23 protein-coding genes and 1 other annotated feature are annotated in these 21087 nt (G+C 46.0%); of the genes, 7 read left to right on the top strand and 16 right to left on the bottom strand.

Going from position 1 to position 21087, the window contains the following annotated elements; genetic code table 11:
• Positions 1 to 6: 6 nt before the first annotated feature.
• The 7 genes from BVI01S_RS09775 to BVI01S_RS09745 form a co-directional block, all read right to left on the bottom strand.
• Positions 7 to 786 carry an enoyl-CoA hydratase/isomerase family protein gene (locus BVI01S_RS09775; protein ID WP_061810007.1) on the bottom strand — a complete coding sequence of 260 codons (780 nt, stop codon included), beginning with the start codon at positions 784 to 786 and terminating at the stop codon, positions 7 to 9.
• Complete coding sequence (locus tag BVI01S_RS09770) at positions 779 to 1087, bottom strand: EthD family reductase (RefSeq protein WP_034760972.1); 309 nt, start codon at positions 1085 to 1087, stop codon at positions 779 to 781. The genes BVI01S_RS09775 and BVI01S_RS09770 overlap by 8 nt, the downstream gene beginning before the upstream one ends.
• Positions 1088 to 1128: 41 nt before the next feature.
• Positions 1129 to 1608 carry a 1,2-phenylacetyl-CoA epoxidase subunit PaaD gene (gene paaD / locus BVI01S_RS09765; protein WP_156030065.1) on the bottom strand — a complete coding sequence of 160 codons (480 nt, stop codon included), beginning with the start codon at positions 1606 to 1608 and terminating at the stop codon, positions 1129 to 1131.
• 12 nt (positions 1609 to 1620) lie between these two features.
• Positions 1621 to 2439 carry a 1,2-phenylacetyl-CoA epoxidase subunit PaaC gene (gene paaC / locus BVI01S_RS09760; RefSeq protein ID WP_061810006.1) on the bottom strand — a complete coding sequence of 273 codons (819 nt, stop codon included), beginning with the start codon at positions 2437 to 2439 and terminating at the stop codon, positions 1621 to 1623.
• Positions 2436 to 2792 (bottom strand): 1,2-phenylacetyl-CoA epoxidase subunit PaaB, encoded by a 357-nt coding sequence (paaB, locus tag BVI01S_RS09755; protein WP_034760966.1) that lies wholly within the window; start codon positions 2790 to 2792, stop codon positions 2436 to 2438. The genes paaC and paaB overlap by 4 nt, the downstream gene beginning before the upstream one ends.
• A gap of 16 nt (positions 2793 to 2808) precedes the next feature.
• Positions 2809 to 3777 carry a 1,2-phenylacetyl-CoA epoxidase subunit PaaA gene (gene paaA, locus BVI01S_RS09750; protein WP_061810005.1) on the bottom strand — a complete coding sequence of 323 codons (969 nt, stop codon included), beginning with the start codon at positions 3775 to 3777 and terminating at the stop codon, positions 2809 to 2811.
• A 73-nt stretch (positions 3778 to 3850) separates the two neighbouring features.
• Positions 3851 to 5176 (bottom strand): phenylacetate--CoA ligase family protein, encoded by a 1326-nt coding sequence (locus BVI01S_RS09745; protein WP_061810004.1) that lies wholly within the window; start codon positions 5174 to 5176, stop codon positions 3851 to 3853.
• 253 nt (positions 5177 to 5429) lie between these two features.
• On the opposite strand from BVI01S_RS09745, the gene BVI01S_RS09740 reads away from it, so the two are divergent.
• The gene (locus tag BVI01S_RS09740; protein ID WP_061810003.1) at positions 5430 to 6338 is read left to right on the top strand and encodes a DUF899 family protein; all 909 of its coding nucleotides are present in this window, start codon (positions 5430 to 5432) and stop codon (positions 6336 to 6338) included.
• Positions 6339 to 6381: 43 nt separating this feature from the next.
• Here BVI01S_RS09740 and BVI01S_RS09735 read toward each other — a convergent pair whose 3' ends face one another.
• Positions 6382 to 7980, bottom strand: coding sequence for an MDR family MFS transporter (locus BVI01S_RS09735; RefSeq protein WP_061810002.1), 1599 nt, complete (start codon positions 7978 to 7980; stop codon positions 6382 to 6384).
• 12 nt (positions 7981 to 7992) lie between these two features.
• Positions 7993 to 8448 carry a MarR family winged helix-turn-helix transcriptional regulator gene (locus tag BVI01S_RS09730; RefSeq protein ID WP_167562110.1) on the bottom strand — a complete coding sequence of 152 codons (456 nt, stop codon included), beginning with the start codon at positions 8446 to 8448 and terminating at the stop codon, positions 7993 to 7995.
• A gap of 246 nt (positions 8449 to 8694) precedes the next feature.
• Here BVI01S_RS09730 and BVI01S_RS09725 point away from each other — a divergent pair, with 246 nt between their 5' ends.
• Together BVI01S_RS09725 and BVI01S_RS09720 are read left to right on the top strand one after the other, a co-directional pair.
• The gene (locus BVI01S_RS09725) at positions 8695 to 9540 is read left to right on the top strand and encodes a YitT family protein (protein ID WP_034760957.1); all 846 of its coding nucleotides are present in this window, start codon (positions 8695 to 8697) and stop codon (positions 9538 to 9540) included.
• Between the two features lie 110 nt (positions 9541 to 9650).
• The gene (locus tag BVI01S_RS09720) at positions 9651 to 10334 is read left to right on the top strand and encodes a GntR family transcriptional regulator (protein ID WP_159361126.1); all 684 of its coding nucleotides are present in this window, start codon (positions 9651 to 9653) and stop codon (positions 10332 to 10334) included.
• A gap of 52 nt (positions 10335 to 10386) precedes the next feature.
• Here the strand turns inward: BVI01S_RS09720 and BVI01S_RS09715 are convergent, their stop codons facing one another.
• The 3 genes from BVI01S_RS09715 to BVI01S_RS23135 form a co-directional block, all read right to left on the bottom strand.
• The gene (locus tag BVI01S_RS09715) at positions 10387 to 11943 is read right to left on the bottom strand and encodes an ABC-F family ATP-binding cassette domain-containing protein (protein WP_034760955.1); all 1557 of its coding nucleotides are present in this window, start codon (positions 11941 to 11943) and stop codon (positions 10387 to 10389) included.
• A 105-nt stretch (positions 11944 to 12048) separates the two neighbouring features.
• Positions 12049 to 13164 (bottom strand): NAD(P)/FAD-dependent oxidoreductase, encoded by a 1116-nt coding sequence (locus tag BVI01S_RS09710; RefSeq protein WP_061810000.1) that lies wholly within the window; start codon positions 13162 to 13164, stop codon positions 12049 to 12051.
• 34 nt (positions 13165 to 13198) lie between these two features.
• Entirely contained in the window at positions 13199 to 13333 is a 135-nt protein-coding gene (locus BVI01S_RS23135; protein WP_280512991.1) for a hypothetical protein, read from the bottom strand.
• Between the two features lie 100 nt (positions 13334 to 13433).
• Positions 13434 to 13643, top strand: a binding site (T-box leader).
• Between the two features lie 74 nt (positions 13644 to 13717).
• On the opposite strand from BVI01S_RS23135, the gene BVI01S_RS09705 reads away from it, so the two are divergent.
• On the top strand, positions 13718 to 15061 hold the full coding sequence (locus BVI01S_RS09705) for a sodium-dependent transporter (protein WP_061809999.1): 1344 nt from the start codon (positions 13718 to 13720) through the stop codon (positions 15059 to 15061).
• Between the two features lie 53 nt (positions 15062 to 15114).
• Here BVI01S_RS09705 and BVI01S_RS09700 read toward each other — a convergent pair whose 3' ends face one another.
• Complete coding sequence (locus BVI01S_RS09700) at positions 15115 to 15636, bottom strand: superoxide dismutase family protein (protein ID WP_061809998.1); 522 nt, start codon at positions 15634 to 15636, stop codon at positions 15115 to 15117.
• A 356-nt stretch (positions 15637 to 15992) separates the two neighbouring features.
• Here BVI01S_RS09700 and BVI01S_RS09695 point away from each other — a divergent pair, with 356 nt between their 5' ends.
• Positions 15993 to 16955 (top strand): S8 family peptidase, encoded by a 963-nt coding sequence (locus BVI01S_RS09695; RefSeq protein ID WP_034760947.1) that lies wholly within the window; start codon positions 15993 to 15995, stop codon positions 16953 to 16955.
• Between the two features lie 68 nt (positions 16956 to 17023).
• On the opposite strand, the gene BVI01S_RS09690 is transcribed toward BVI01S_RS09695, so the two are convergent.
• Positions 17024 to 17263 carry a YkuS family protein gene (locus BVI01S_RS09690; RefSeq protein WP_060671538.1) on the bottom strand — a complete coding sequence of 80 codons (240 nt, stop codon included), beginning with the start codon at positions 17261 to 17263 and terminating at the stop codon, positions 17024 to 17026.
• 61 nt (positions 17264 to 17324) lie between these two features.
• A complete protein-coding gene (locus tag BVI01S_RS22735) occupies positions 17325 to 17480 on the bottom strand; it encodes a hypothetical protein (RefSeq protein ID WP_167562109.1) in 156 nt (51 codons plus the stop codon).
• A 148-nt stretch (positions 17481 to 17628) separates the two neighbouring features.
• Between BVI01S_RS22735 and BVI01S_RS09685 the strand changes: the two genes are divergently transcribed.
• Entirely contained in the window at positions 17629 to 18066 is a 438-nt protein-coding gene (locus BVI01S_RS09685; protein ID WP_034760943.1) for a ferritin-like domain-containing protein, read from the top strand.
• Positions 18067 to 18098: 32 nt separating this feature from the next.
• Here BVI01S_RS09685 and BVI01S_RS09680 read toward each other — a convergent pair whose 3' ends face one another.
• Positions 18099 to 20369 (bottom strand): helicase C-terminal domain-containing protein, encoded by a 2271-nt coding sequence (locus BVI01S_RS09680; RefSeq protein ID WP_156477320.1) that lies wholly within the window; start codon positions 20367 to 20369, stop codon positions 18099 to 18101.
• 102 nt (positions 20370 to 20471) lie between these two features.
• Between BVI01S_RS09680 and BVI01S_RS09675 the strand changes: the two genes are divergently transcribed.
• Entirely contained in the window at positions 20472 to 21071 is a 600-nt protein-coding gene (locus tag BVI01S_RS09675; RefSeq protein WP_061809997.1) for a YczE/YyaS/YitT family protein, read from the top strand.
• The last annotated feature ends 16 nt before the right edge of the window (positions 21072 to 21087 follow it).

Here is a 21087-nt window from a genome sequence, read left to right as displayed (position 1 = left end):
GCCTCCTTATTTTCCTTTGAAATCAGGTTTGCGTTTTTCCACGAAAGCCTTCATGCCTTCTTTCTGGTCTTCCGAGGCAAAAAGGAGATAGAAGTTTTTACGCTCATACTGCATTCCTTCATAAATCGAGGAATCCACGGCTTTATGTACTGACTCCTTGATCAAGCGAAGGGAAAGCGGAGGCTTGGCAGCCAATTTTCTCGCAAATTTCTCTGTTTCTTCCATTAATATCTCTTTAGGGATCGTCCGGTTGATGACTCCCCATTGGAGTGCTTGGGAGGTTGTGAACATATCTCCGGATAACAGCCATTCCATAGCACGGGATTTCCCGATCAACTTGGTAAGCCTTTGTGTCCCGCCTGCTCCCGGCATGACCCCAAGATTCACTTCGGGAAAACCGAAACTTGCATCCTCCGTTGCGAATAAAAGGTCACAGCAAAGGGCAAGCTCAAATCCGCCACCTAACGCAAACCCCTGGACCGCTCCGATGATCGGCTTCTTGATCCAGGCAAGGCGGTCCCATTCGGTGAATTGATTCAAGAGCTCCAGATCAATGGCCCCGTCCTCTGCCATTTCATCAATATCCGCCCCTGCGGCGAACGCTCTCCCCCTGCCGGATAACACCATCACTTTCACATTGTCGTTCCGGTCAAACGCTTCGAAAGCATGGACCAGTTCCGATACCATGGGACGATTGATGGCGTTCAGGACTTTCGGTCTGTTCAGTTCGATGAAACCCAGTCCGTCCCTCTCGCTCACTACGATATATTCGTACTCTTTATTCATTCACTTCTTCGCCGATCATAAGGGTGACTAGATCTGCGGCAAAGCCCATAAGGTCCTTCCCGGAAGCTTTTCCTTCGTCGGATTTCATGGCTGCCTTCAGTGCTTCATGGCTTTCATAATACATTTCGCACATTAAGTAATATTTGCCTTCCCCACCCATCGGAGATCCGACAATGCGAGTGACATCCATCTTCTTCAAGCCGGGAATCTTCGCTGTGATCGGACCGTGGGTATTGAAGTAATGCTCATCGAATTTCTCTTTATTTTCAGGGTGCTTATATAACGCAATCAGTTTTACCATAATGGAATCTCTCCTTTAGTTTTCAGTAGTTTACTAGATTTTTACATCATCGTGGAAATAGGTTTCATGGCTTCGAACGGGTTCCGGCACTGTTTGCAGTAGAGGATGCTTCTGCAGGCGGTGGGCCCGAACAGATTCTCCATGGACGTATAGGCGGAATCACAGTACGGGCAATGAATCTCCCAATCTTCTTCCCCTGTAAAATGTTCTGGAGGCGGCGCAATGCCGAATTCCTTCAGCCGCTCCCGTCCATTCATCGTCAGTCGGTCCGATGTCCATGGAGGAGAATAGACGAACTCCACCTGTACAGATCGGACGTCCAGTTGTTCCCTGCAAGCCTTCTCCACATTGCCTTTAATGATGTCCAGTGCAGGACATCCTACAAAAGTGGGAAGAAGCTCGATCACAAGATTTCCTTCCTGTTGATCGACGCGATTGACCATTCCGAGATCCACAATGCTGATGGAATCGATTTCAGGATCTTTCACTGTTTGAAGAACATCTAAAACGGTAGCAGTCATTTCCCTCATCCTTTACCAGCTTGCAGCCGGATTTGTTTGATAGACTTCGCTTAAGGTCGAAAGTGCCGTATCCAGTTCAGATGTGTGTTCACCTAAGCGTCCATTCCCCTTTTTCATGCCAACAATCGGCGGAAAGGATAGTTGACAGGACCTGAAGACCGGCTCGAGCGCGAGCTCCCAACGTTTTGTTAAACTTTCTTCCCCTTCAATCAATGCCATTTGGGACATTTCTTTCCCCCTTGGCCCCAGGGTCAGGACCCCAGCGAATTCTTCCAGCACTCTTTCCATTGCCTTATTCATACGCTCCCTTGCTTCCCCGCCTGCATTCATCAACTGAATGAACCAGGTTTTCCAGTGAAGCAGGTGGTAGTACAATTCTGTGTTGATCTTGACGGCCATCTCGGCTAGTGGTTCATAGGAAGAATTCTTAAGTGCATCGATCCGCACTTTTTTCGCCACACTGTAAAAATAATGCCGCACCACGGCAAAGGCCCAATCATAGCGTGGTTCCTCCATGTAGTTTCCGGGTCCGTTCACTTCTTCAAGGAGAATGGCATTTCTTCTTTCGACCGCTTTTCGACCATGGGCGAGATGGTCCTGATCGCCTTCCCCCAACTCTTCAAGAAGCTGATAAAACATGGTCGCATGCCCCATTGTGTCCTGGTTGATGGAAGAAAACGCGACATCCTCCTCGATATGGGGAGCGAGCCCCAGCCATTCAGATCCCCGGTAAGCAAGGATGAAATCGTCATCAGCCAGCTGATATAAGAGGCTCAAGAGGGCTTCCTTATAATCTGCATTCGGTATGTCCTGTAGACTTTTCACGTTCATTTCTTCTTCACCAACTCTCCCCACGACATGATTTCTTTCTCATCAAGCATTTCCTGTTCGTACTGTCTCCACTTCTTTTTCAAATAGCCGTAGCCCTTGGCGTTACGGTAATCTTTATTATCAAGACGGGAGACGCTCTCTCTTTCTTCAGGCGTCATCATCCGGACATCCGACCGTTTCACTACCCATATATCCGAAACAGGCTCTCTTCTCATGAAATTCTCTTGAGCCATCACCATGGCAAGCTCATGGTTGGGAGCCAGCAGACTGAACTGATGCTGCATCTGTGCTCCGTCCGACCGTTTACTGAACACTTCAAATTCCTGATAAAAGTTCTGACCCTTGTCTGACATCTCTTCTCATTCCCTTCTAACTTACTCGGTCACCAGGGCTTAATGCTTCCCGGACCCACGCATTGTTATCGTAGGATAATTCCCTTAAACGGAGGCGATCCTTCGATTTCGGCCCGTTGTTGCGAATGATTTCCTTAAAGCGGCTCCAGTCTGGCTGCTTATAAATCCATAAGTCCTGTTCTTCATCAAAGTACATGGTTTCATCCGGGAGCGTCAGTCCCAATGACAGCATCCTTGGAACATATTTCGTGAAAAAGTCCTGTCGAAGCTGTTCATTCGTTTTCGTCCGGATGTTGTACTTGATGGTAATATCCTGCTTGGAAGAGCCCGTCGTCTTCGCATCACCAGGTCCAAAGAACATCAGAAGCGATTCCCACCAACGGTCCACCGCATCCTGGACCAGTGCCTTCTGATCCGGTGTTCCTTCTGCGAGAGCCATGATGATCGCCTCACCATGCTGGGCATGGAATACCTCCTCGGCACAAATCCTCTTCAGCGCCCTGGCGTACGGTCCGTAGGAAGCATGAAGCATATTCGTTTGTGTGATGATCGCCGCCCCATCCACAAGCCAGCCGATCAATCCTGCGTCCCCCCATGTCGGTGCCTCCATATGAAAGACGTTATGAAACTTTAAATCTCCGGAAAACAAATCTCTCATGATATGCTCTCTCGTTTTCCCGTAAGGCTTCATTAAATCTTCCGCTACACGAAGCAGAAGCTGTCCGTGCCCCATCTCATCCTGAACCTTCGCCATGATTCCCAGTTTTCTTCTAAGGGTAGGTGCTTTCGGGACCCACTCCTTCTCAGGGAGTGCCCCCATGATTTCACTGATGCCGTGCATGGAGATCAGCTTGATCAGCGCATTCCGGTATTCATCCGGCATCCAATCATCGGCTTCTATTTTTTCGTCATTTTCGATCTTTTTCATAAAATGAGCCATACGCTCATCTTCCGTCATTGGTTGATTTGTCAATACGTCACTCATTGCAGCCCCTCCTTCATCACACCATTTCAACGTTATACTGAAATGGTGTGATAGGTATTTTTCTCAAAAAAATTTATTGAAGCATGGCTTCTCCCCTAAGATCGACAATCCGGATGGCTTTACCTTCCGAGCGGGGTATTTCCCTTGGAGCTCTCACTTTGACTTCCATGGAAACATAGCAACGATCTTTCATCAGGCTCTTCACTTTTCTTTCCAGTTCACTCAGGCGGTCATGATGTAAGTCGTTCGACACCCCATTGAAACATTCATCCGTCACCTCGACCTGCAGCTCCACCAAATCCAGTGCCCCTTTTTTCTTTAAGTGAACCTGATAATGGGGTGCAAGTTCACTTATCTGAAGCAGAAAATGCTCCATTTCAGATGGGAACACGTTCACACCCCTGATGATGAGCATGTCATCGACTCTTCCTTTCACCCTGGACATTTTCACCGTTGTTCGTCCACATGAGCATGTTCCATGCTGAATCGAAGCAATATCGCCGGTTCTATACCGGATGATCGGAAAGGCTTCCTTCGTTAAGCTCGTAAACACAAGCTCCCCGACCTCCCCTTCCGGCAGGGTCTCTAACGTATCAGGGTTAATGACTTCAACGAGGAAATGATCCTCTGCTATATGAAGGCCGTCCCGTGCTTCATGACATTCAATGGCAACCCCGGGACCGATGACCTCACTCAACCCGTATATGTCGCATGCTTTAATATCCATCTTCCGCTCCAGCGTCTTCCTCATTGAATCCGACCATGGCTCGGCTCCGAAGATTCCATACTTTACAGAAAGGGAAGCCGGATCCTTTCCTTGAGCCTCCATTGATTCAGCTAAATTGAGAACGTACGAAGGTGTACCGCATATGATGGACGGCTTAAAGTCTTCCAATAATGTGATCTGCCTGGACATGTTCCCTCCTGACACCGGAACCGTGATCATCCCGAGCTTCTCACTGCCATAATGAAGACCAAGTCCGCCGGTAAATAAACCATATCCATATGCGTTATGCAGGACATCCCCCGGTTTCCCACCTGCCATGCTGATTGCACGTGCCACGATTTCTCCCCACATCTCAATATCGTTCTGGGTATAGCCTACGACAGTGGGCTTTCCGCTCGTACCGCTTGATGCATGGACCCTTACCATCTCCTCGCGCTCTACAGCAAACAGACCGAATGGATAATGATCCCGAAGGTCTTTTTTAATTGTAAGCGGTAACATTTTTAAGTCTGACAAAGACTTTATATCCTCCGGCTTGATGCCCCTTCTCTCAAACTGCTCCCGGTAAAAGGGAACTTTCTCATAAACGACTGAAGCAACATGTTGCAGTCTCTCTAGTTGAAGGCGCTCCATTTGCGATCGACCGGCAGTTTCAATCTCATGCAAAATCAATGTATCGGCCCCCTGTCATGATATAAAAATATATTTATATAACGTTATTAATTCGTTTAAGTAAATATGTGTTATATTCAACTACTCAAAAGATAACGTGTCTGTTGATAATTGTCAATATATTTTCAGAAAATTTAATTAAAGAAAACGGGTTGGCGGCCAGGTAAGAAGCGAGCTTGTGGAAAGTAAAGCAGGATATCTCACACCAATACAGAAATCTTACATAGGACAAGTTCTAAAAGGAGGCAAAAAAATGACCACATTTGAAGGCACGAAAGAAATACAGGCATTAGAGTTGGAAATCATGGAAAAGAAAAAGCAGCTTGCACAGCTGCGCAAACAACAAACGCCGCAAAAGGTTGAAAACTACCTTTTTTTAACAACCGATCATCAAACCGTTACACTGGAGGAACTTTTCAAGGACAAGGACGAACTTATCATCATCCATAATATGGGGAGGAATTGTCGCTATTGTTCCATGTGGGGGGATGGCTTTAATGGGGTGTACCATCATTTGTTAAGCCGTTGTGAATTTGTTCTATCCTCCCCAGACGATCCAACTGTTCAAGAAGACTTTGCAGCTTCAAAAGGGTGGTCCTTTCCGCTTGTATCCTCGAAAGAAAACACGTTTTCACAAGATCTCGGATTTAAAAACGGGCATACCTCCATGCCTGGGGTATCCACGTTCAAGAAAAGTGAAGAAGGTATGATTTATCATTTCAGTTCTGCTTACTTCGGGCCAGGGGACGAATATTGCGTCGTTTATTCCTTATTGGATTTATTACATTCTCCGTCAGAAGATTTTGTCCCTCAGTTGAAGCATAATCATCGTTCACCCTTTCAGCTCACTCATAATGTTGCAATTGGAGTGAAGCATTACCCTGAGGCAATCCAATTTTACACGAATATCATTGGAATGAAGGTTGAAGAGCAGGGACAAAAGGAAACAAAGTTCTCGATGAATGGCCGGAATTTTTTCATTGAAGACAGTGATCAAAACACCGTGCATTTCGAATTCGCTGTGGATGATTTTGAAAGAAGTAAGCAAAAGCTCCTGGACAGCGGCTGCAGGGTAGATCACGTCTATCATACGAAAAGTGAAATGATCTCTGATCCGTTTGGATTGACGTTTCATTTATATGAGGTCCGAAAATCCAACTAATAAAAAAGCCTGCCTTGAAATCATCCAAGGCAGGCTCTTTATATTATTCAGTAGCCGGTTTAAGGATTGTCTCTTCCTTTTCCGCTTCTTCCTGTAGTTCTTTATCCCGTTTAATCTTCCCATTTCCAACCGACAGGGCCACTCCGACGCCGATGGCAATGAAGATCAGTCCTGTTAAAAAGACGGTGGTAAACGCATCGGACCATGCGGTTTCAATCGAAGTGATCACGATTTTGCCGATTTCTTTCGGTACTTCCAATAATCCTGGTGTCACAAGCAGTCCGAATAGGGCATCCGTTTTTTCGCTTAACCCGCCAAGGATCTGAGCTGCAGCAGGATTATCCTGCTGTGCCGCTACATCCTTCATATTTTCCTGAAGGGATTGATTCATCACAGCGTTTAATACGGTGATCCCGATCGTCCCACCGATGGAACGGAAGAACGTTGCGGAAGATGTGACGGCCCCCAGCCTCGATTTAGGGAATTCATTCTGAACTGCGATCATAAGGGTCGGCATGACAAGACCCATTCCGAATCCCATCACGATCATGTACATATACGCTGTATATTCCTTCGATTCAGGACCCATCGTACTCATCAGGAAGAATCCAACCACGGTGATCAGCATACCAGCCGTCAACACTGTACGGTATCTCAGCCTTAATAATAATCTTCCGCCGATGATACTCGCCGTGATCAAGGCGATCATCATCGGTGTCATGGTGGACCCGGCTTGAGTCGGTGTCACACCGAGGATGCCCTGCATGAACATTGGTACGAACATGATCGCACCGAACATTCCTAATCCGAGAAGGAACCCGAGGGCATTCGTCGTAGCAAAGACCCGGTTTTTAAACAGGCTTAAATCAAGAATCGGTTCCTTCGCTTTGTTTTCAATGAACCCGAATACCAGAAGCAAAACGATGGATCCGCCAAAGAGCATGAAGCTCGTTCCTGACATCCACTCGAATTTATCCCCTCCGAAATTCAGTCCAAGCAATAAGAGGACCAGTGCCGGGATCAAGGTGATGATTCCCAGGTAATCAATGCTTACCTTATCCGTCGGGCGACCGACATTTTCATATTTTAAACCGATGAATAATAGAAGGGCTGATAACAATCCAAACGGTACGTTGATCAAGAATATCCAGTGCCAGCTTATTGTATCGACAATGAATCCGCCAATGAACGGTCCGATGACCGAGCTCAATCCGAATAAAGCACCGAACACACCCTGCCACTTTGCACGCTGCTCAGCAGTGAAGATATCCCCGATGATGGTTTGGGATAAAGGCATGATCATTCCCCCACCAATCCCCTGAAGGCCGCGGTACAGCACGAGCTGTTCCATGGAAGTGGCCGTGGCACATAGACCTGACCCGATAATAAAGATAATGACTCCGATTAAATACAATAATCGTCTGCCATATAAATCCGATAATTTCCCCACGATCGGTGTAACCGTTGTGGAAGTGATCAAATAAGCCGTGGTGACCCACGCAAAAATGGAAAACCCGTTCAATTCTGCGATGATGGTCGGCATCGCGGTCCCGACCACGGTTTGTTCAAGGGCACTGAAGAACATCCCGATGATCAGACCGGTCAGAACCAAACGTTTATTTATCCCTGGTTGTACTGACATATGTTTCTCTCCTTATTCTTCTGTATTGTTCTCAAAGGCTGTAGCCAGCTTTTCATAGATGGTGACAAGTTGTTCCACATCTTTTTCTTCAAGATAGGATAGGTATTGGGAAAAGATTTCCCTCCTTACCTTTTTCGCCCTCTCGAAAACCTCTCGACCGCCTGTTGTAAGCTCGAGCTTCACAATCCGGCGGTCACTCTCGTCTCTCTGCCTCGAAACCAGATCATTCTTAAGAAGTCGATCGATCATGACTGTGATGGCGCTTGGCTTTACATCTAACTTCTCAGCAAGCTCCGTCGATTTCATATCTTCTGAAGTCGACAAAAGATAGAGTATAAAAAACTGAGGACCTGTTAAATTCATATCTTTCAATGCAACCGCCATTTCCTGCTGAATATGGCGATTCGTTACGTGAAATGCTGTAAACAAGCGATCTATATATGAGTGCTGGATCTGTTCCAGGTCCAAGATCATCCCCCATTTCTATTCATCCATATAATATTTAACCTGTTTAAATATTAATCACCTTATGTAAAAAAGTCAACATTTTTTTCTCCCCTAATTCCGGCAGAGGAAATGTCAGAAAACAAGCATTATAAAAACTTTTATACGTAAATGCTTTCATAAGAATTTATCATTTACATGGGGTTATACACTCTTTATAATCGGGTTGATTGTTTTTCAAACTACCGTCATTCAAAAGGAGCGTGCTCCATGATGAAACAAGTCCAATCTTTATTAAACATATCTCTTGGTGCGTTTTTAATCGCATTGAATATACATTTTTTTCTTTCACCCAATAAGGTAGGCACTGGCGGGACGAGCGGAGCCGGCATCGTGCTTGCTCAATTTATGGATCTGCCTGTCGGCGTCATCATGTTTACACTGGATATGTTATTATTCATTCTCGGCCTCATATTGATCGGTCCAAGTTTCGGCCTGAAATCCGTTTTCGCGAGTACAACCCTCAGCGGAATGGTGTGGGGGTTGGAGGTGTTCCATCCCCTTCAGAACCCGATCGGTCATGATGTCCTGATTCAAATTGTCATCGGGACGCTGATCGGAGCCATCGGAGTCGCCATGATCTTTAACCAGGGTGCTTCAGCCGGAGGCACCGGCGTCCTGGCAAAAATCATACACAAATTCACCGGGCTGGAACTGGGACGGGCCGTTCTTGCTTCGGATATTCTGATTGTCGTTGCGTCTGCCTGGTTCTTCGGACTGCAGGTCGGACTGTATGCATTCTTTGGCTTGCTGCTCAAAGGGATAATGATCGACCGCACGCTTCAATTTTTCAATGAAAGCAAAGAAGTGGTCATCATCAGCGAACATAGTGAAGATATCAAGGAGTTCATCGTTGGAGACCTGGAGAGAGGGGCCACCGTCCATTCGGCCAAGGGAGCCTTTTCCGATGACCAGAAAGAAGTCATCACCACCATTGTGGGACGAAAGGACTTCTCCAAGTTGAAAGCGCATATTCAATCTACCGACCAGAAAGCATTCATTACGGTTCACAGCATGAACGAAATCTGGGGTAATAACTTTAAATCATTTGCTTAAATGGGCTGATACAGGAGTCGGGTGTCTTTTTTAGAAGGCACCCGATTTTGGATCAGCCTCTTTTTCATATATGATAGGAAAAGGAAATATCGATTGAATGGATGATGACCGTGAAAAAAAGACTGACCACAGAATTAAAAGTATATAGCCATCTAAAGGACGCCTTATTGGCCAGGAAGATCGCACCCGGTACACAGCTCGTCGAACAGATCATCTCTCAGAAGATGGCTGTAAGCAGGACTCCTATCCGGCATGCGTTGAAACGGCTCGAAGCAGAGGGGCTGGTTCAGATCATCCCGAACCGCGGGGCCTTCGTCGTCCACCCTTCCAGGGAAGAGATCATTTCTTTTTTTGAATTGAGGAAAGAAATCGAATTTCTAACTGTAAAGTACGGCCTGCCTAAAGTTAAAAAATCCGATATGTCCAAGCTTTATTCGTTTCTTGAAGAGGAACAGGAAACGTATAGAAAAAAGGACCTGTTAAAATACGTCGAGCTTAATAAACAATTCCATTTGTTCCTTGCGGAGGTAAGCGGAAATAAGTTTCTGATCCGCTATATGGACGAAATGCTTACCCAATCGAACGTCTATTTGTTTTTATTTGATGTATTTTATCATGTAGAGCCAGGTGAAAATGTCCGCTTCCGGGAACATGAGGAAATGGTGAAGGCCATTGAAAACAAGGATCAGCAGACGCTCCTTGAATTGATCGACCTTCATTTGAAGCACAGTTTTGACGATTTGAGGATGGAGGATCATGGATATTCGTCCCTAGAATCGATCTTGACAGAGTAGAATGATATAAAAAAAGCCGATCACCTGAATTCACGGGATCGGCTTTTTTTGATTAAAACAATTTCGTTGTCCAGTCTTCACAGTTCCATACTTCCGTCGCTACATCCTGGTAGAAGTCAGGTTCGTGACTGATTAAGAGCACGGTACCTTTGTATTCTTTCAATGCCCGCTTCAACTCTTCTTTAGCCTCTATGTCCAAGTGATTGGTCGGTTCATCGAATACAAGGACGTTCGATTCCTTATTCATTAATTTGCATAGGCGTACCTTCGCTTTTTCCCCACCGCTCAGCACTTCCACCTTGCTTTCGATATGCTTGGTCGTCAGACCGCACTTCGCCAGGGCAGCGCGCACTTCCGCCTGGTTCAGGGAAGGAAACTCGTTCCAAACCTCTTCAATGCACGTGTTGTTGTTCTTTGTTTTGATTTCCTGTTCGAAATATCCGATATGAAGATAATCCCCAAGCTCCACTGAACCCGAAATCGGTTTGATTTCCCCGAGGATGCTCCGTAATAGAGTCGTCTTTCCGATTCCGTTGGCTCCGGATAGAGCAATCTTCTGCCCGCGCTCCATCTTGAGGTTGAGGGGCCTTGATAACGGTTCATCGTACCCGATCACAAGATCCTTCGTTTCAAAGATGACCCTGCCTGCGGTCCTCGCTTGTTTAAAATGAAATTCCGGCTTCGGCTTTTCCGCAGCCAGTTCGATCATATCCATCTTATCCAGCTTTTTCTGACGGGACATGGCCATGTTTCGGGTGGATACCCGGGCCTTATTACGCGCCACAAAATCCTTCAACTCCGAGATTTCCTGTTGTTGTCTCTTGAACGCTGACTCAAGCTGCTGCTTCTTCATTTCGTGGACACGCTTGAATTCGTGATAGTCCCCTGCATAGCGATTCAATTCCTGATTTTCCATATGATAGATCAGGTTGATGACACTATTTAAGAATGGAATATCATGAGAGATCAGGATAAAGGCATTTTCATATTCCTGAAGATAGCGTCTCAACCAGTTGATATGCTGTTCATCAAGGTAGTTGGTTGGCTCATCAAGTAACAGGATGTCCGGCTTTTCAAGTAAAAGCTTCGCCAGTAAGACTTTCGTCCGCTGTCCCCCGCTTAAATCGTGTACATCCTTATCCAAACCGATATCATCCAATCCAAGACCACGGCCGATTTCTTCCACCTTGGCATCAATGATGTAGAAATCATTATTCGTCAGGGCATCCTGAAGGGTCCCCGTTTCCTCAAGCAATTCTTCCAGTTCTTCGGGAGTGGCGTCCCCCATCTTGGCAAACAGCTCATTCATTTCCGTTTCCATATCAAAAAGGTATTGAAAGGCCGTCTTCAACACGTCCCGGATCGTCATCCCCTGCTTCAGCTTTGCATGCTGATCCAGATACCCGATGCGGATCCGCTTCGCCCATTCCACTTTCCCTTCATCAGGCTCAAGCTTCCCAGTGATGATGTTCATAAATGTAGACTTTCCTTCTCCGTTGGCACCGATCAAGCCGATATGCTCACCCTTCAACAAACGGAAAGAAACGTCATTAAAAATCGCACGGTCACCGAAACCGTGGGTTAAATTTTTGACTGTTAATAAACTCATGTCGTAAACACCTTTTCTTTCTATACTAAAATTCGCTCTCTCTATTATAAGGGTCCTATTGCTTAGAAGATAGGGGGAAATGAGCTGGTGTTTTTTTACTACCGTTTACCCGAGGGCCCCTGCTACGTCATAATCAGCGGGATCGAGTTCAGTTGATTCACCCATCACCAGTTTGGCAAGCTCCGATCCAAGGTATGGACCAACCGTCAAACCTGATGCCCCAAGACCATTTGCCACCCAGACATCATCAAACCCCGGTACCGCTCCGAAAACCGGAAGGAATCCAGGAGTGAACGGCCTGAATCCGACTCTCGTTTCCACTACTGCCGCATCTCCAATTCCAGGTGCGACTGCCGTTGCCTTCTGAAGGACTTCGTGTAGCCCGCCTGCTGTTACCCGGTGATCAAAGCCCACATCGTTTTCATGTGTGGCTCCAGCCACGACTTTCCCCTCGGGGAAGGCAAGGAGGTATTGATCATTCGGAGGCATGACGACGGGCCATTCACCCGTCTCTCCCCCTCCTATTTCCAGATGGAGGATTTGGGCTTTCTGGGAGGTTACAAGAAAGTCTATTCCAAGAGGCTGAAAGAGTTCCTTCGCCCAGGCACCGGCTGTTACAATCACCCCATCCGCCCGAAGCACTTCATCCGCTATTTGGACGCCGGTGATCCTGTTTTTTTCGTGTAACAATCCGGCATCCCCATGTCGTAGTGTTGCTCCGTTCTTTTTAGCCCCGTTCAAGAGCGCATCCCGCATTGCCCTGCCATCCACCCGGGCAGCGCCGCTTACGTGAACAGCATGGAACTCTTCTGATAACAGCGGGAAGCGCTGACGTGTTTCTTCTGAAGTCAGAAGCGTCAATTGACCGATTTCCGGAGCATCCTCCCTGCGTTTCTCTGCTCTTTCCATCATTTTATGGAGCTTATTCACATCCGTGTGGAGACTGATGGCCCCCACACGTTTATAACCTGTTTCAGTTTCTCCGTCTGTTTCGAGCTGTCCTATGATGCTCGGATAATACTTCGCCCCACCCTTTGCCAGGCGATACCACACTTTATTCCTGCGCTGTGACAGCCACGGACAGACGATTCCTGCTGCTGCATCCGTTGCCTGTCCGAGGTCCTTCCGGTCAATAATCGTGACATCCGCTCCAGCTTTCGCAAGATGATACGCCGTGGAAGCCCCGAGAATGCCTGCCCCAATGATGATATATGATTTCATTCAAAACACCTTTTCAGTCCATTTTTTCTTTATTTTACTTGAGAAGAAGGGCGAACTCAATGGCTTCACGTTTCAATGGGCGGGGTTCCGCTTGTACCTGGTACAGATAACCCTTTTTTGTACCAGGTACAAATTGTACTTTGGGTGCCTGGTACACAATCATCACCAAACCAAAAACCACCATCAATTCCAGACAATTCTCACTACTTTTCCCAAAATAGATTGACAAGTCGTTTTGATTCATGATAAAAATTGTATAACCTAATATTGAATAAGCTTTGAAGGAAACTAGTAGCGTACATTTCCCTGTTTAAGAGAGCCGGTGGTTGGTGTGAACCGGTACATAGATGAAGCGAATTTCGATTCCGGAGCTTCTTTTGACGAGATCAAAAGACGGGTAAGACCGTTATGTGTGAAGAGTGATGAGAAATATTTTCTCATAACTAGGGTGGTACCGCGATATCCAAATCGTCCCTACGATATGTAGGGGCGATTTTTTTATTTGGTCTAAAAATACCCTCACACGTCAATAAAAACCGAAAGGAGTATGAGAATGAGTCAGCGTGAACAATGGTCATCGAAAATCGGCTTTATTTTAGCGGCAGCCGGGTCTGCCATCGGATTGGGGGCCATCTGGAAATTCCCTTATATTGCCGGTGAAAATGGAGGCGGAGCATTCTTCCTGATCTTTATCTTATTTACTTTATTACTCGGCCTTCCATTACTACTGGCTGAATTCTCAATCGGACGTACTGCCGGAAGCAATGCGGTGGATTCGTACCGAAAGATCGCTCCCGGGACCAAATGGCACTGGGTCGGGATCCTCGGGATGATCACATCCTTCATCCTGCTTTCCTTCTACAGTGTCATCGGGGGATGGATCGTCGTTTATTTATTCAAAGCTGTTACAGGTCAATTGAACGGCCTATCTTCAGATCAATACGCAGAAGTATTCGGGGCAACGATTTCAAATCCCGGGATAAGTGTATTCGTTCAGCTCCTCTTCATCTTGATGACCATCATCGTGGTGGCCAAGGGAATTGAAAAAGGGATTGAACTCGCAAGTAAAATTATGATGCCGGCATTATTTATTCTTTTCATTTTGTTGGTGATCCGCGCAGTGACCCTTGATGGGGCAGCGGAAGGAGTTTCATTCCTGCTCAAACCCGATTTTTCCAAAGTAACGTCACAGACGATTTTAGAAGCGATGGGTCAATCATTCTTTACGTTAAGTGTCGGGGTATCTGTGATGGTGACATACAGCTCGTACCTTCCAAAAACACAGAGTCTTCCCCGTTCGGCCATTTCGATCGTGGCGATGAATATCTTCATCGTATTACTGGCAGGACTTGCGATTTTCCCTGCGGTCTTCGCTTTTGATCTGGAGCCTGGTGCGGGTCCGGTGCTGCTATTTAATGTACTGCCTACCGTGTTCAGTCAGCTTCCATTCGGGATGCTCTTCTTCATTGCATTCCTTGTGCTATTCTTGTTCGCAGCATTGACTTCAGCGTTCTCGATGCTTGAGATCATCGTATCGGTCATTTCGAAGGGGGACCCCGGAAAGCGTACGAAATGGTCGTGGATCATCGGTCTCGCCATTTTCGTTTGCGGTATCCCATCGGCTTTATCTTTTGGGGTGCTTGGTGATATCACGTTGTTTGGGAAAACCATCTTTGATTTAGCCGACTTTACAGTAAGTAATGTATCGCTTCCAATCGGATCATTGCTTATTGCTCTCTTTGTACCGCTCAAAATGAAGAAAACTGCTTTATATGATGAATTAAAGCAGGGCAGCGGGTTGAAACGGGGATTATTTGAAACCTGGTTCTTCTTGATCCGCTTTGTGGCGCCGGTGTTAATACTATTCGTCATGCTTGATGTCCTGGGAGTGTTTTAATCCCTCCCGCTCCATACAAAAGGGTTGACCCAAGCGTGGGTCAACCCTTTTCTTTATGATGCTCCATACCCCATGATCACTCCGCACGCCAATCGTTTCCCTGCATCACCTGAAGGCTGTGATCTGAAGTCATCAGGGTTTTGATGAATGATGACACCCTTCCCTATCACATCTTTCACATTGAATTTATTCGTAAAAAAGGACATCTTTGCGTAGCCGTCATTTGAAAACAAAACGGGAAAATCCCCTGCATGATTCCCATGCGGCTGATTGGTCGGATTCCAATGCCCTCCTGCAGACGTGAAAGGTTCATTTGGATCCCCTATTTCACATACCCCTTTTTCATGGAGATGAAATCCGTGAGGACCGATCGGCTTTTGATCTCCCTTTCCTTCTTTGAAGGATGGTAAACCTGTCACCTCGGCAAATACTTCCACCCCATTTTGTACTTCACGAAAAAATACATATCCTTTGAGCCCCGGAGCGAGTGGACCTCCCTGAATGTGAGCGTAGGCCATATTCGGAGCATTTCGGTAATGGGAATATGCAGGATAACCATATTGATAATAATTCATCCTTGTGCCCCCTTTCTTCACCCTATTTTATGTTGGGACCCTTGGCGACATGATGAAAAACCCGGAACATTGATTTTAACCAAACGTTTGTTTAACACCGAAAATCCCTTTCCTATCATGGGTTCGCCCCCTTAGTCAAACGTTTGTTTAAATTTTCATCACCCAAAAGACCGACCTCCCTGTTCATTCCTCAATCACATGGGTCAGTCCTTCCTCTATGCAAAGGCGGACCGGAATATGACTGGTTTTATTTTCCTATTACTATTATCCCTTTTCATTTTGTCCTAAAAATGTTATATTTTCAGAAACTTCTGATTTCTATTCCTGTGCCCCACACTATTTTAGGAGGGATTGTTATGCAAGGTGAAATGAGGTTAATTCCATATTTCATGGACGAAATGATTGTGGATACAAATGAAATTCCTAAGGGCGTTGACTTAATCCAAGCCCCCAGCATGTGGAAAAATGGGTATAAGGGGAAAGGTGTAACCATCGCCATCCTTGATACGGGATGTGATATGAACCACCCCGATCTTGCAGGAAGGGTGAAAGGATTCCGAAATTTCACCGACGATGATGACGGTGCAGAAGATAATGTAACGGATTACAGCGGGCACGGTACCCATGTGGCAGGGACCATTGCCGCAAACGAAAATGGTGATGGGGTCATCGGAGTGGCTCCAATGGCTGACTTACTGGTGATTAAAGTTCTTGCAGGCAGCCGTGGAAGTGGGCAGTATGATTGGATCGTGAATGGGATTCTCTATGCCATCGAGCAAAAGGTCGACATCATTTCCATGTCTTTGGGAGGACCTTCAGATTATGACCCTCTGCATGAAGCCATTCAAAAAGCGGTGGATGCCAATATCCTGGTGGTGTGTGCTGCAGGGAATGAAGGCGACTCCAATAGCGGCACAGATGAATTTTCCTACCCTGCCTGCTACAATGAAGTCATTTCGGTCGGCGCCATCGATCTTCAAAGAAAGTCTTCTTACTTTACCAATTCCAATAATGAAGTTGACCTAGTGGCACCCGGCGAACAAATCCTGTCGACCATTCCCGGAGAAAAATATGCCAAGCTCAGCGGAACCTCCATGTCAGCTCCCCACATCTCTGGAGCATTAGCCCTGATCAAAGAATTTGAACAGGCATCCTTTGACCGGAAACTTTCTGAATGTGAAGTGTATGCGCAGCTCATTAAGCGGACTGTACCACTTGGCTTCCCGAAAACATTGGAAGGGAATGGCCTGATCTTCTTAACCGCTCCTGACCTCCTTCGCGAGCACTTAAGAAACCAGCCTCTTGCCCAGATTGGGTGAAGGATGTGGATTGAAATATTTAACACAAAAAGAACAGCCATTGATGGCTGTTCTTTTTGGTGTTGGAGTTATTGCAGTCTGCTTTCGACTTCTTGGCAGATTTGATCGGCACTCAGTCCGCTTGCTTCGATGACAGGGCCTTGAGTCGCTACATTTTGAATACCCATTACATCTGTATCCATTCCTGTCACGACACAGCAGTCGCACCCGTTTGCATCTGATTCCTGCTTAAGCTCCACTACTTCATGCCCCTGTGCCCGTAAGGCTTCAACAACGTTTGTTAAGGATTGTTCAACACCAATTCTCATGCCTTTACACCTCCTGGTTCTATATATAGGTTTTTCTTTCGATGAAAAAGATATTCGTCCATTATTTTTTATTTACTTGTCTGCCGCTTTTTTTCTGACTTTGTCCTTCTGTATTTCCCGTCTGGGTATCAGATGCAAATTCCACATCGTTTTTGGCCTTTTGTTTTGCCAGCTGTTGAGAAGTTTGATCCATACTCTTCCTACCCTGCTTAGACATGCTCATCCCTCCTCTGACTTTTATAGAATTAGAATCCCCATTTTTAGGCAAAATATTTGAAGGGCATTCGATTCCCACCGGAATGTTTATTTTTACATCAACCCGGGTAAATAGTCTCTATAACAACAATGAAAAGGGTGGTATTTACATGGATGAAGCAAAATTACATGAATTGATTGATGGATTAAACGAAGATTTAGCCAATGAATATGCGGCAGTCATTCTTTACACTAACTACGCTGCTGTAGTCAGCGGCTTATATCGTCAAATCTTAAAACCTTTCTTTGAAGAGGAAATTCCTGATGAGCAGGGTCACGCTTTATACCTTGCCGAAAAGATTAAAACGTTAGGTGGTCAGCCGACAACGACGCCTGCAGCCGTTAAACAAACGGATAATGTAAAGGAAATGCTGGAAGAAGGCCGTAAAGCCGAAGCAGACACCATTGAGCGCTATAAGAAGCGCAAAGAACAAGCCGAGGAGTTGGGTCTTGTTGAGCTCAGCATCAAGCTTGATGATATGATTGCTGATGAAACTCATCACCTTGAAGAATTTGACCGTCTGTTAAAGGACCCTTCCTTTAACTAATGATAAAAGACCGCTGGTTTCAGCGGTCTTTTTTACGTTATAATGCGATACTCTTTCCATTCATCCAGCAATAAATCCCGGTATTTAGGGGTCAAATACCGATCGTCGATCAGCTTCAGGACTCCCCTGTCCTCTTCCGAACGGATAAGCCTGCCTCCTGATTGAAATACTTTATTCAGCCCGGGATACACATATGCATAATCATACCCGTTCATTCCCATGGCATTAAAATAATCCTTGATGATTTCCTGTTCCATAGAAGGCTGGGGCAGCCCCACCCCTACCACGATCACACCCTTTAACCGGTCTCCTTTCAGATCGATCCCTTCTGAGAAGATCCCTCCCAGGACCGCCAGACCGATAACGGGTTGTTCTCTATCACTCCGGAACTCCCGGAGGAATTCTTCTCTTTCCCTCTCGCTCATATTCGACTCCTGAATAAGTACCAGAGCGTCTAATGATTCTTTATTCATCCTGTCATACGCTTCCTTCATATAAGAGTAAGAAGGAAAGAAGATGAGATAATTTCCTTTGTACCCATTGAACGTTTCCTCTATGGAACGCATAATGATGGGAAGGGTACGCTCCCTGTCCCTGAATCGGGTGGAAATCGGGTGGATTCCAACCTGCCACTGGTTTTGCTCGAAGGGGGAAGGAATCAGGAATCGATAATCTTCTTCACTCCCGCCCAGCTGCTGAAAATAATACGAAAACGGAAGGAGTGTGGCAGAGAAAAATACCGATGATTGATAAGGACGTGTAACCTGCTTAATAAGCTTCGATGGATCGATGCAATAAAGTTTCACCTCTACATCTTGGGAGCTGCGACCAATGACAAAGCGATGTTCTTCGGAGTAGAGATTTGAAATCCTTACAAAACTGATGCTATCGAAATATAGCTGCATAAATTCCTCCGACCACTCCCTGCCCGTTTCCCCCAGGCACTTTTCCGCTATTTCAATGAAGCCTGCAATCGACTCGACGAATGAACCGTCCAATTCCACCCGGGTGTCAGCATCTTCTTCTTTTTTCAATCGCAGAAATTGCTTATTTACAGCAGTGATTGCCTGCTTCAATCCATCATGGTCAGGATATCGCTTTTTGATTTGTAAGAAAGCAGATTTTTTCAGGGCGGCAGAATACATTTCTCGTCCCCTGCCTACAAGATTATGGGCCTCGTCAATGAGGAGGTTCGTCTTTTTCTTACTTTCATCACTCATTCTTTTCAGGGATACCCTCGGATCGAAGATATAGTTATAATCACAGATGACTCCGTCAACCAGGTAGGAAAGATCGATGGAATATTCAAAAGGACACACCCTATGCTTTCTCGCATATGATTCGATGATCGGACGCGTGATGATGGTTTCCTGTGTCAAAATATCAATCAGTGCCCCGTTAATGCGATCATAATAGCCGTTGGCAAATTCACAATACTCTTTCTGACATATCGTTTCCTCTTTAAAGCAAATCTTGTCTTTCGCCGTAATCGTAACCGCCCTGTGTGCCAGACCTTCTTTTTCCAAAAGAAGAAGCGCCTCTTCTGCCACTGTACGGGTGATCGTTTTGGCCGTCACATAAAACCATTTGCTGTTTCCTTCTGCCATCGCTTTTATGGCAGGGAACAGGGTGGAAATGGTTTTCCCTGTTCCTGTTGGAGCATTGGCATAAAGGGATTTCGATTCGGTTACTGTTTTATATACCGCCCCTGCTAGTTTTTTCTGTCCCTTTCGGTAAGAAGGATAGGGGAATGTCAGACCCGGGACACTTTTCAATTTACTTTCTTCATTTGTCAGTATCACGGTGGCAAACGGTGTATACGCGACCAGTGTTTCCTTCACGATGCGTTCAAGCTCTTCAATGGAATAGGTACGCATGAAGGATTTCGTTCTTTCTGTTTCAACTTCGATATAGGTTAATTGAACACTCACATGGGAGAGTTCCTTTTCCTTTGCCAGCAGGTAAGCATAGCATTCACCCTGAGCCCAGTGAACCCGGCTTCCTTCTTCGATCAAGTCCAGACTTTTTGCCGTCGATTTGATTTCCTCCACCGTCACTTCTCCGTCGTCATAGTGGATGCCGTCACAACGGCCCTCAAGATGATAGACGAGGCCACCGGCTTCCTTCTCCCCTTTCAGGAAGACTTCTTTCTCATCGCCTTCTTTATATTGTTTCTGCCATTTCTGATGGAGTCTTGTACCGATGATCATAGAAGAACGGGACTGGAATCTCAGGTCGATGCTCCCTTCCTTATAAACAAACTCAACTAACTCCCTGATGGATACCTTCATGGTTTTTTTCACAGATGTTTCACCTCCTGTTGTCAAAAGGAAAATGATGATTCTAACTGATTTCAGATGTACATATATATTAGACAAGCTGTGTGGAACGGAGGATTCGGGAGAATGAAGGCAAGATTCGTCTTTTATTGCATTGGGTTACTGTCTTTATCATTAGGGGTTTCACTTATTATCAAAGGGGATTTGGGAGCAGCTCCCTGGGATGCACTTGCCGTCGGGGAATCCACACTGCTTCATCTTTCTATCGGGACATGCATCTTCATGAATGGATGCATTCTCATCCTCATAAACGCACTCCTGTTAAAAGAAGGGATCCAGTGGTTGGAAGCCCTCTCCATCTTTGTGATCGGGATGATGGTTGATTACTGGATCACGACCGGCCTTAAAACAGTTGAACCCGTTGGATTCGGGGAGCAACTATCTCTTGTCCTGATCGGCATCCTGCTTCTCGGGATCGGAATCTCCATCTATCTTCAAGCAAACCTCCCATCCAGTCCCATGGATACCTTCATGGTGGCGATCCACCGACGTTTCGGATTGAACCTGCGCAATGCCCGGTTGTTAAATGAAGCGATTGCCATCACCCTCGCCATGGTCTTCCATGGGGCTGTCGGGATTGGAACGGTGGTTGTCGCCTGCACGTTAGGATTTATCATTCATATCTTCTATCCTATCATGGAACGTATGTACGGGAAATGGAGTTGATGATTTTTTTGAGCAA

This window comes from Rossellomorea vietnamensis NBRC 101237 (genome assembly GCF_001591825.1).
GTDB classification, from domain to species: Bacteria; Bacillota; Bacilli; order Bacillales; family Bacillaceae_B; genus Rossellomorea; species Rossellomorea vietnamensis.
Note: the sequence above shows the minus strand (reverse complement) of the source record. Positions and strands in the feature narration are given on the sequence as shown.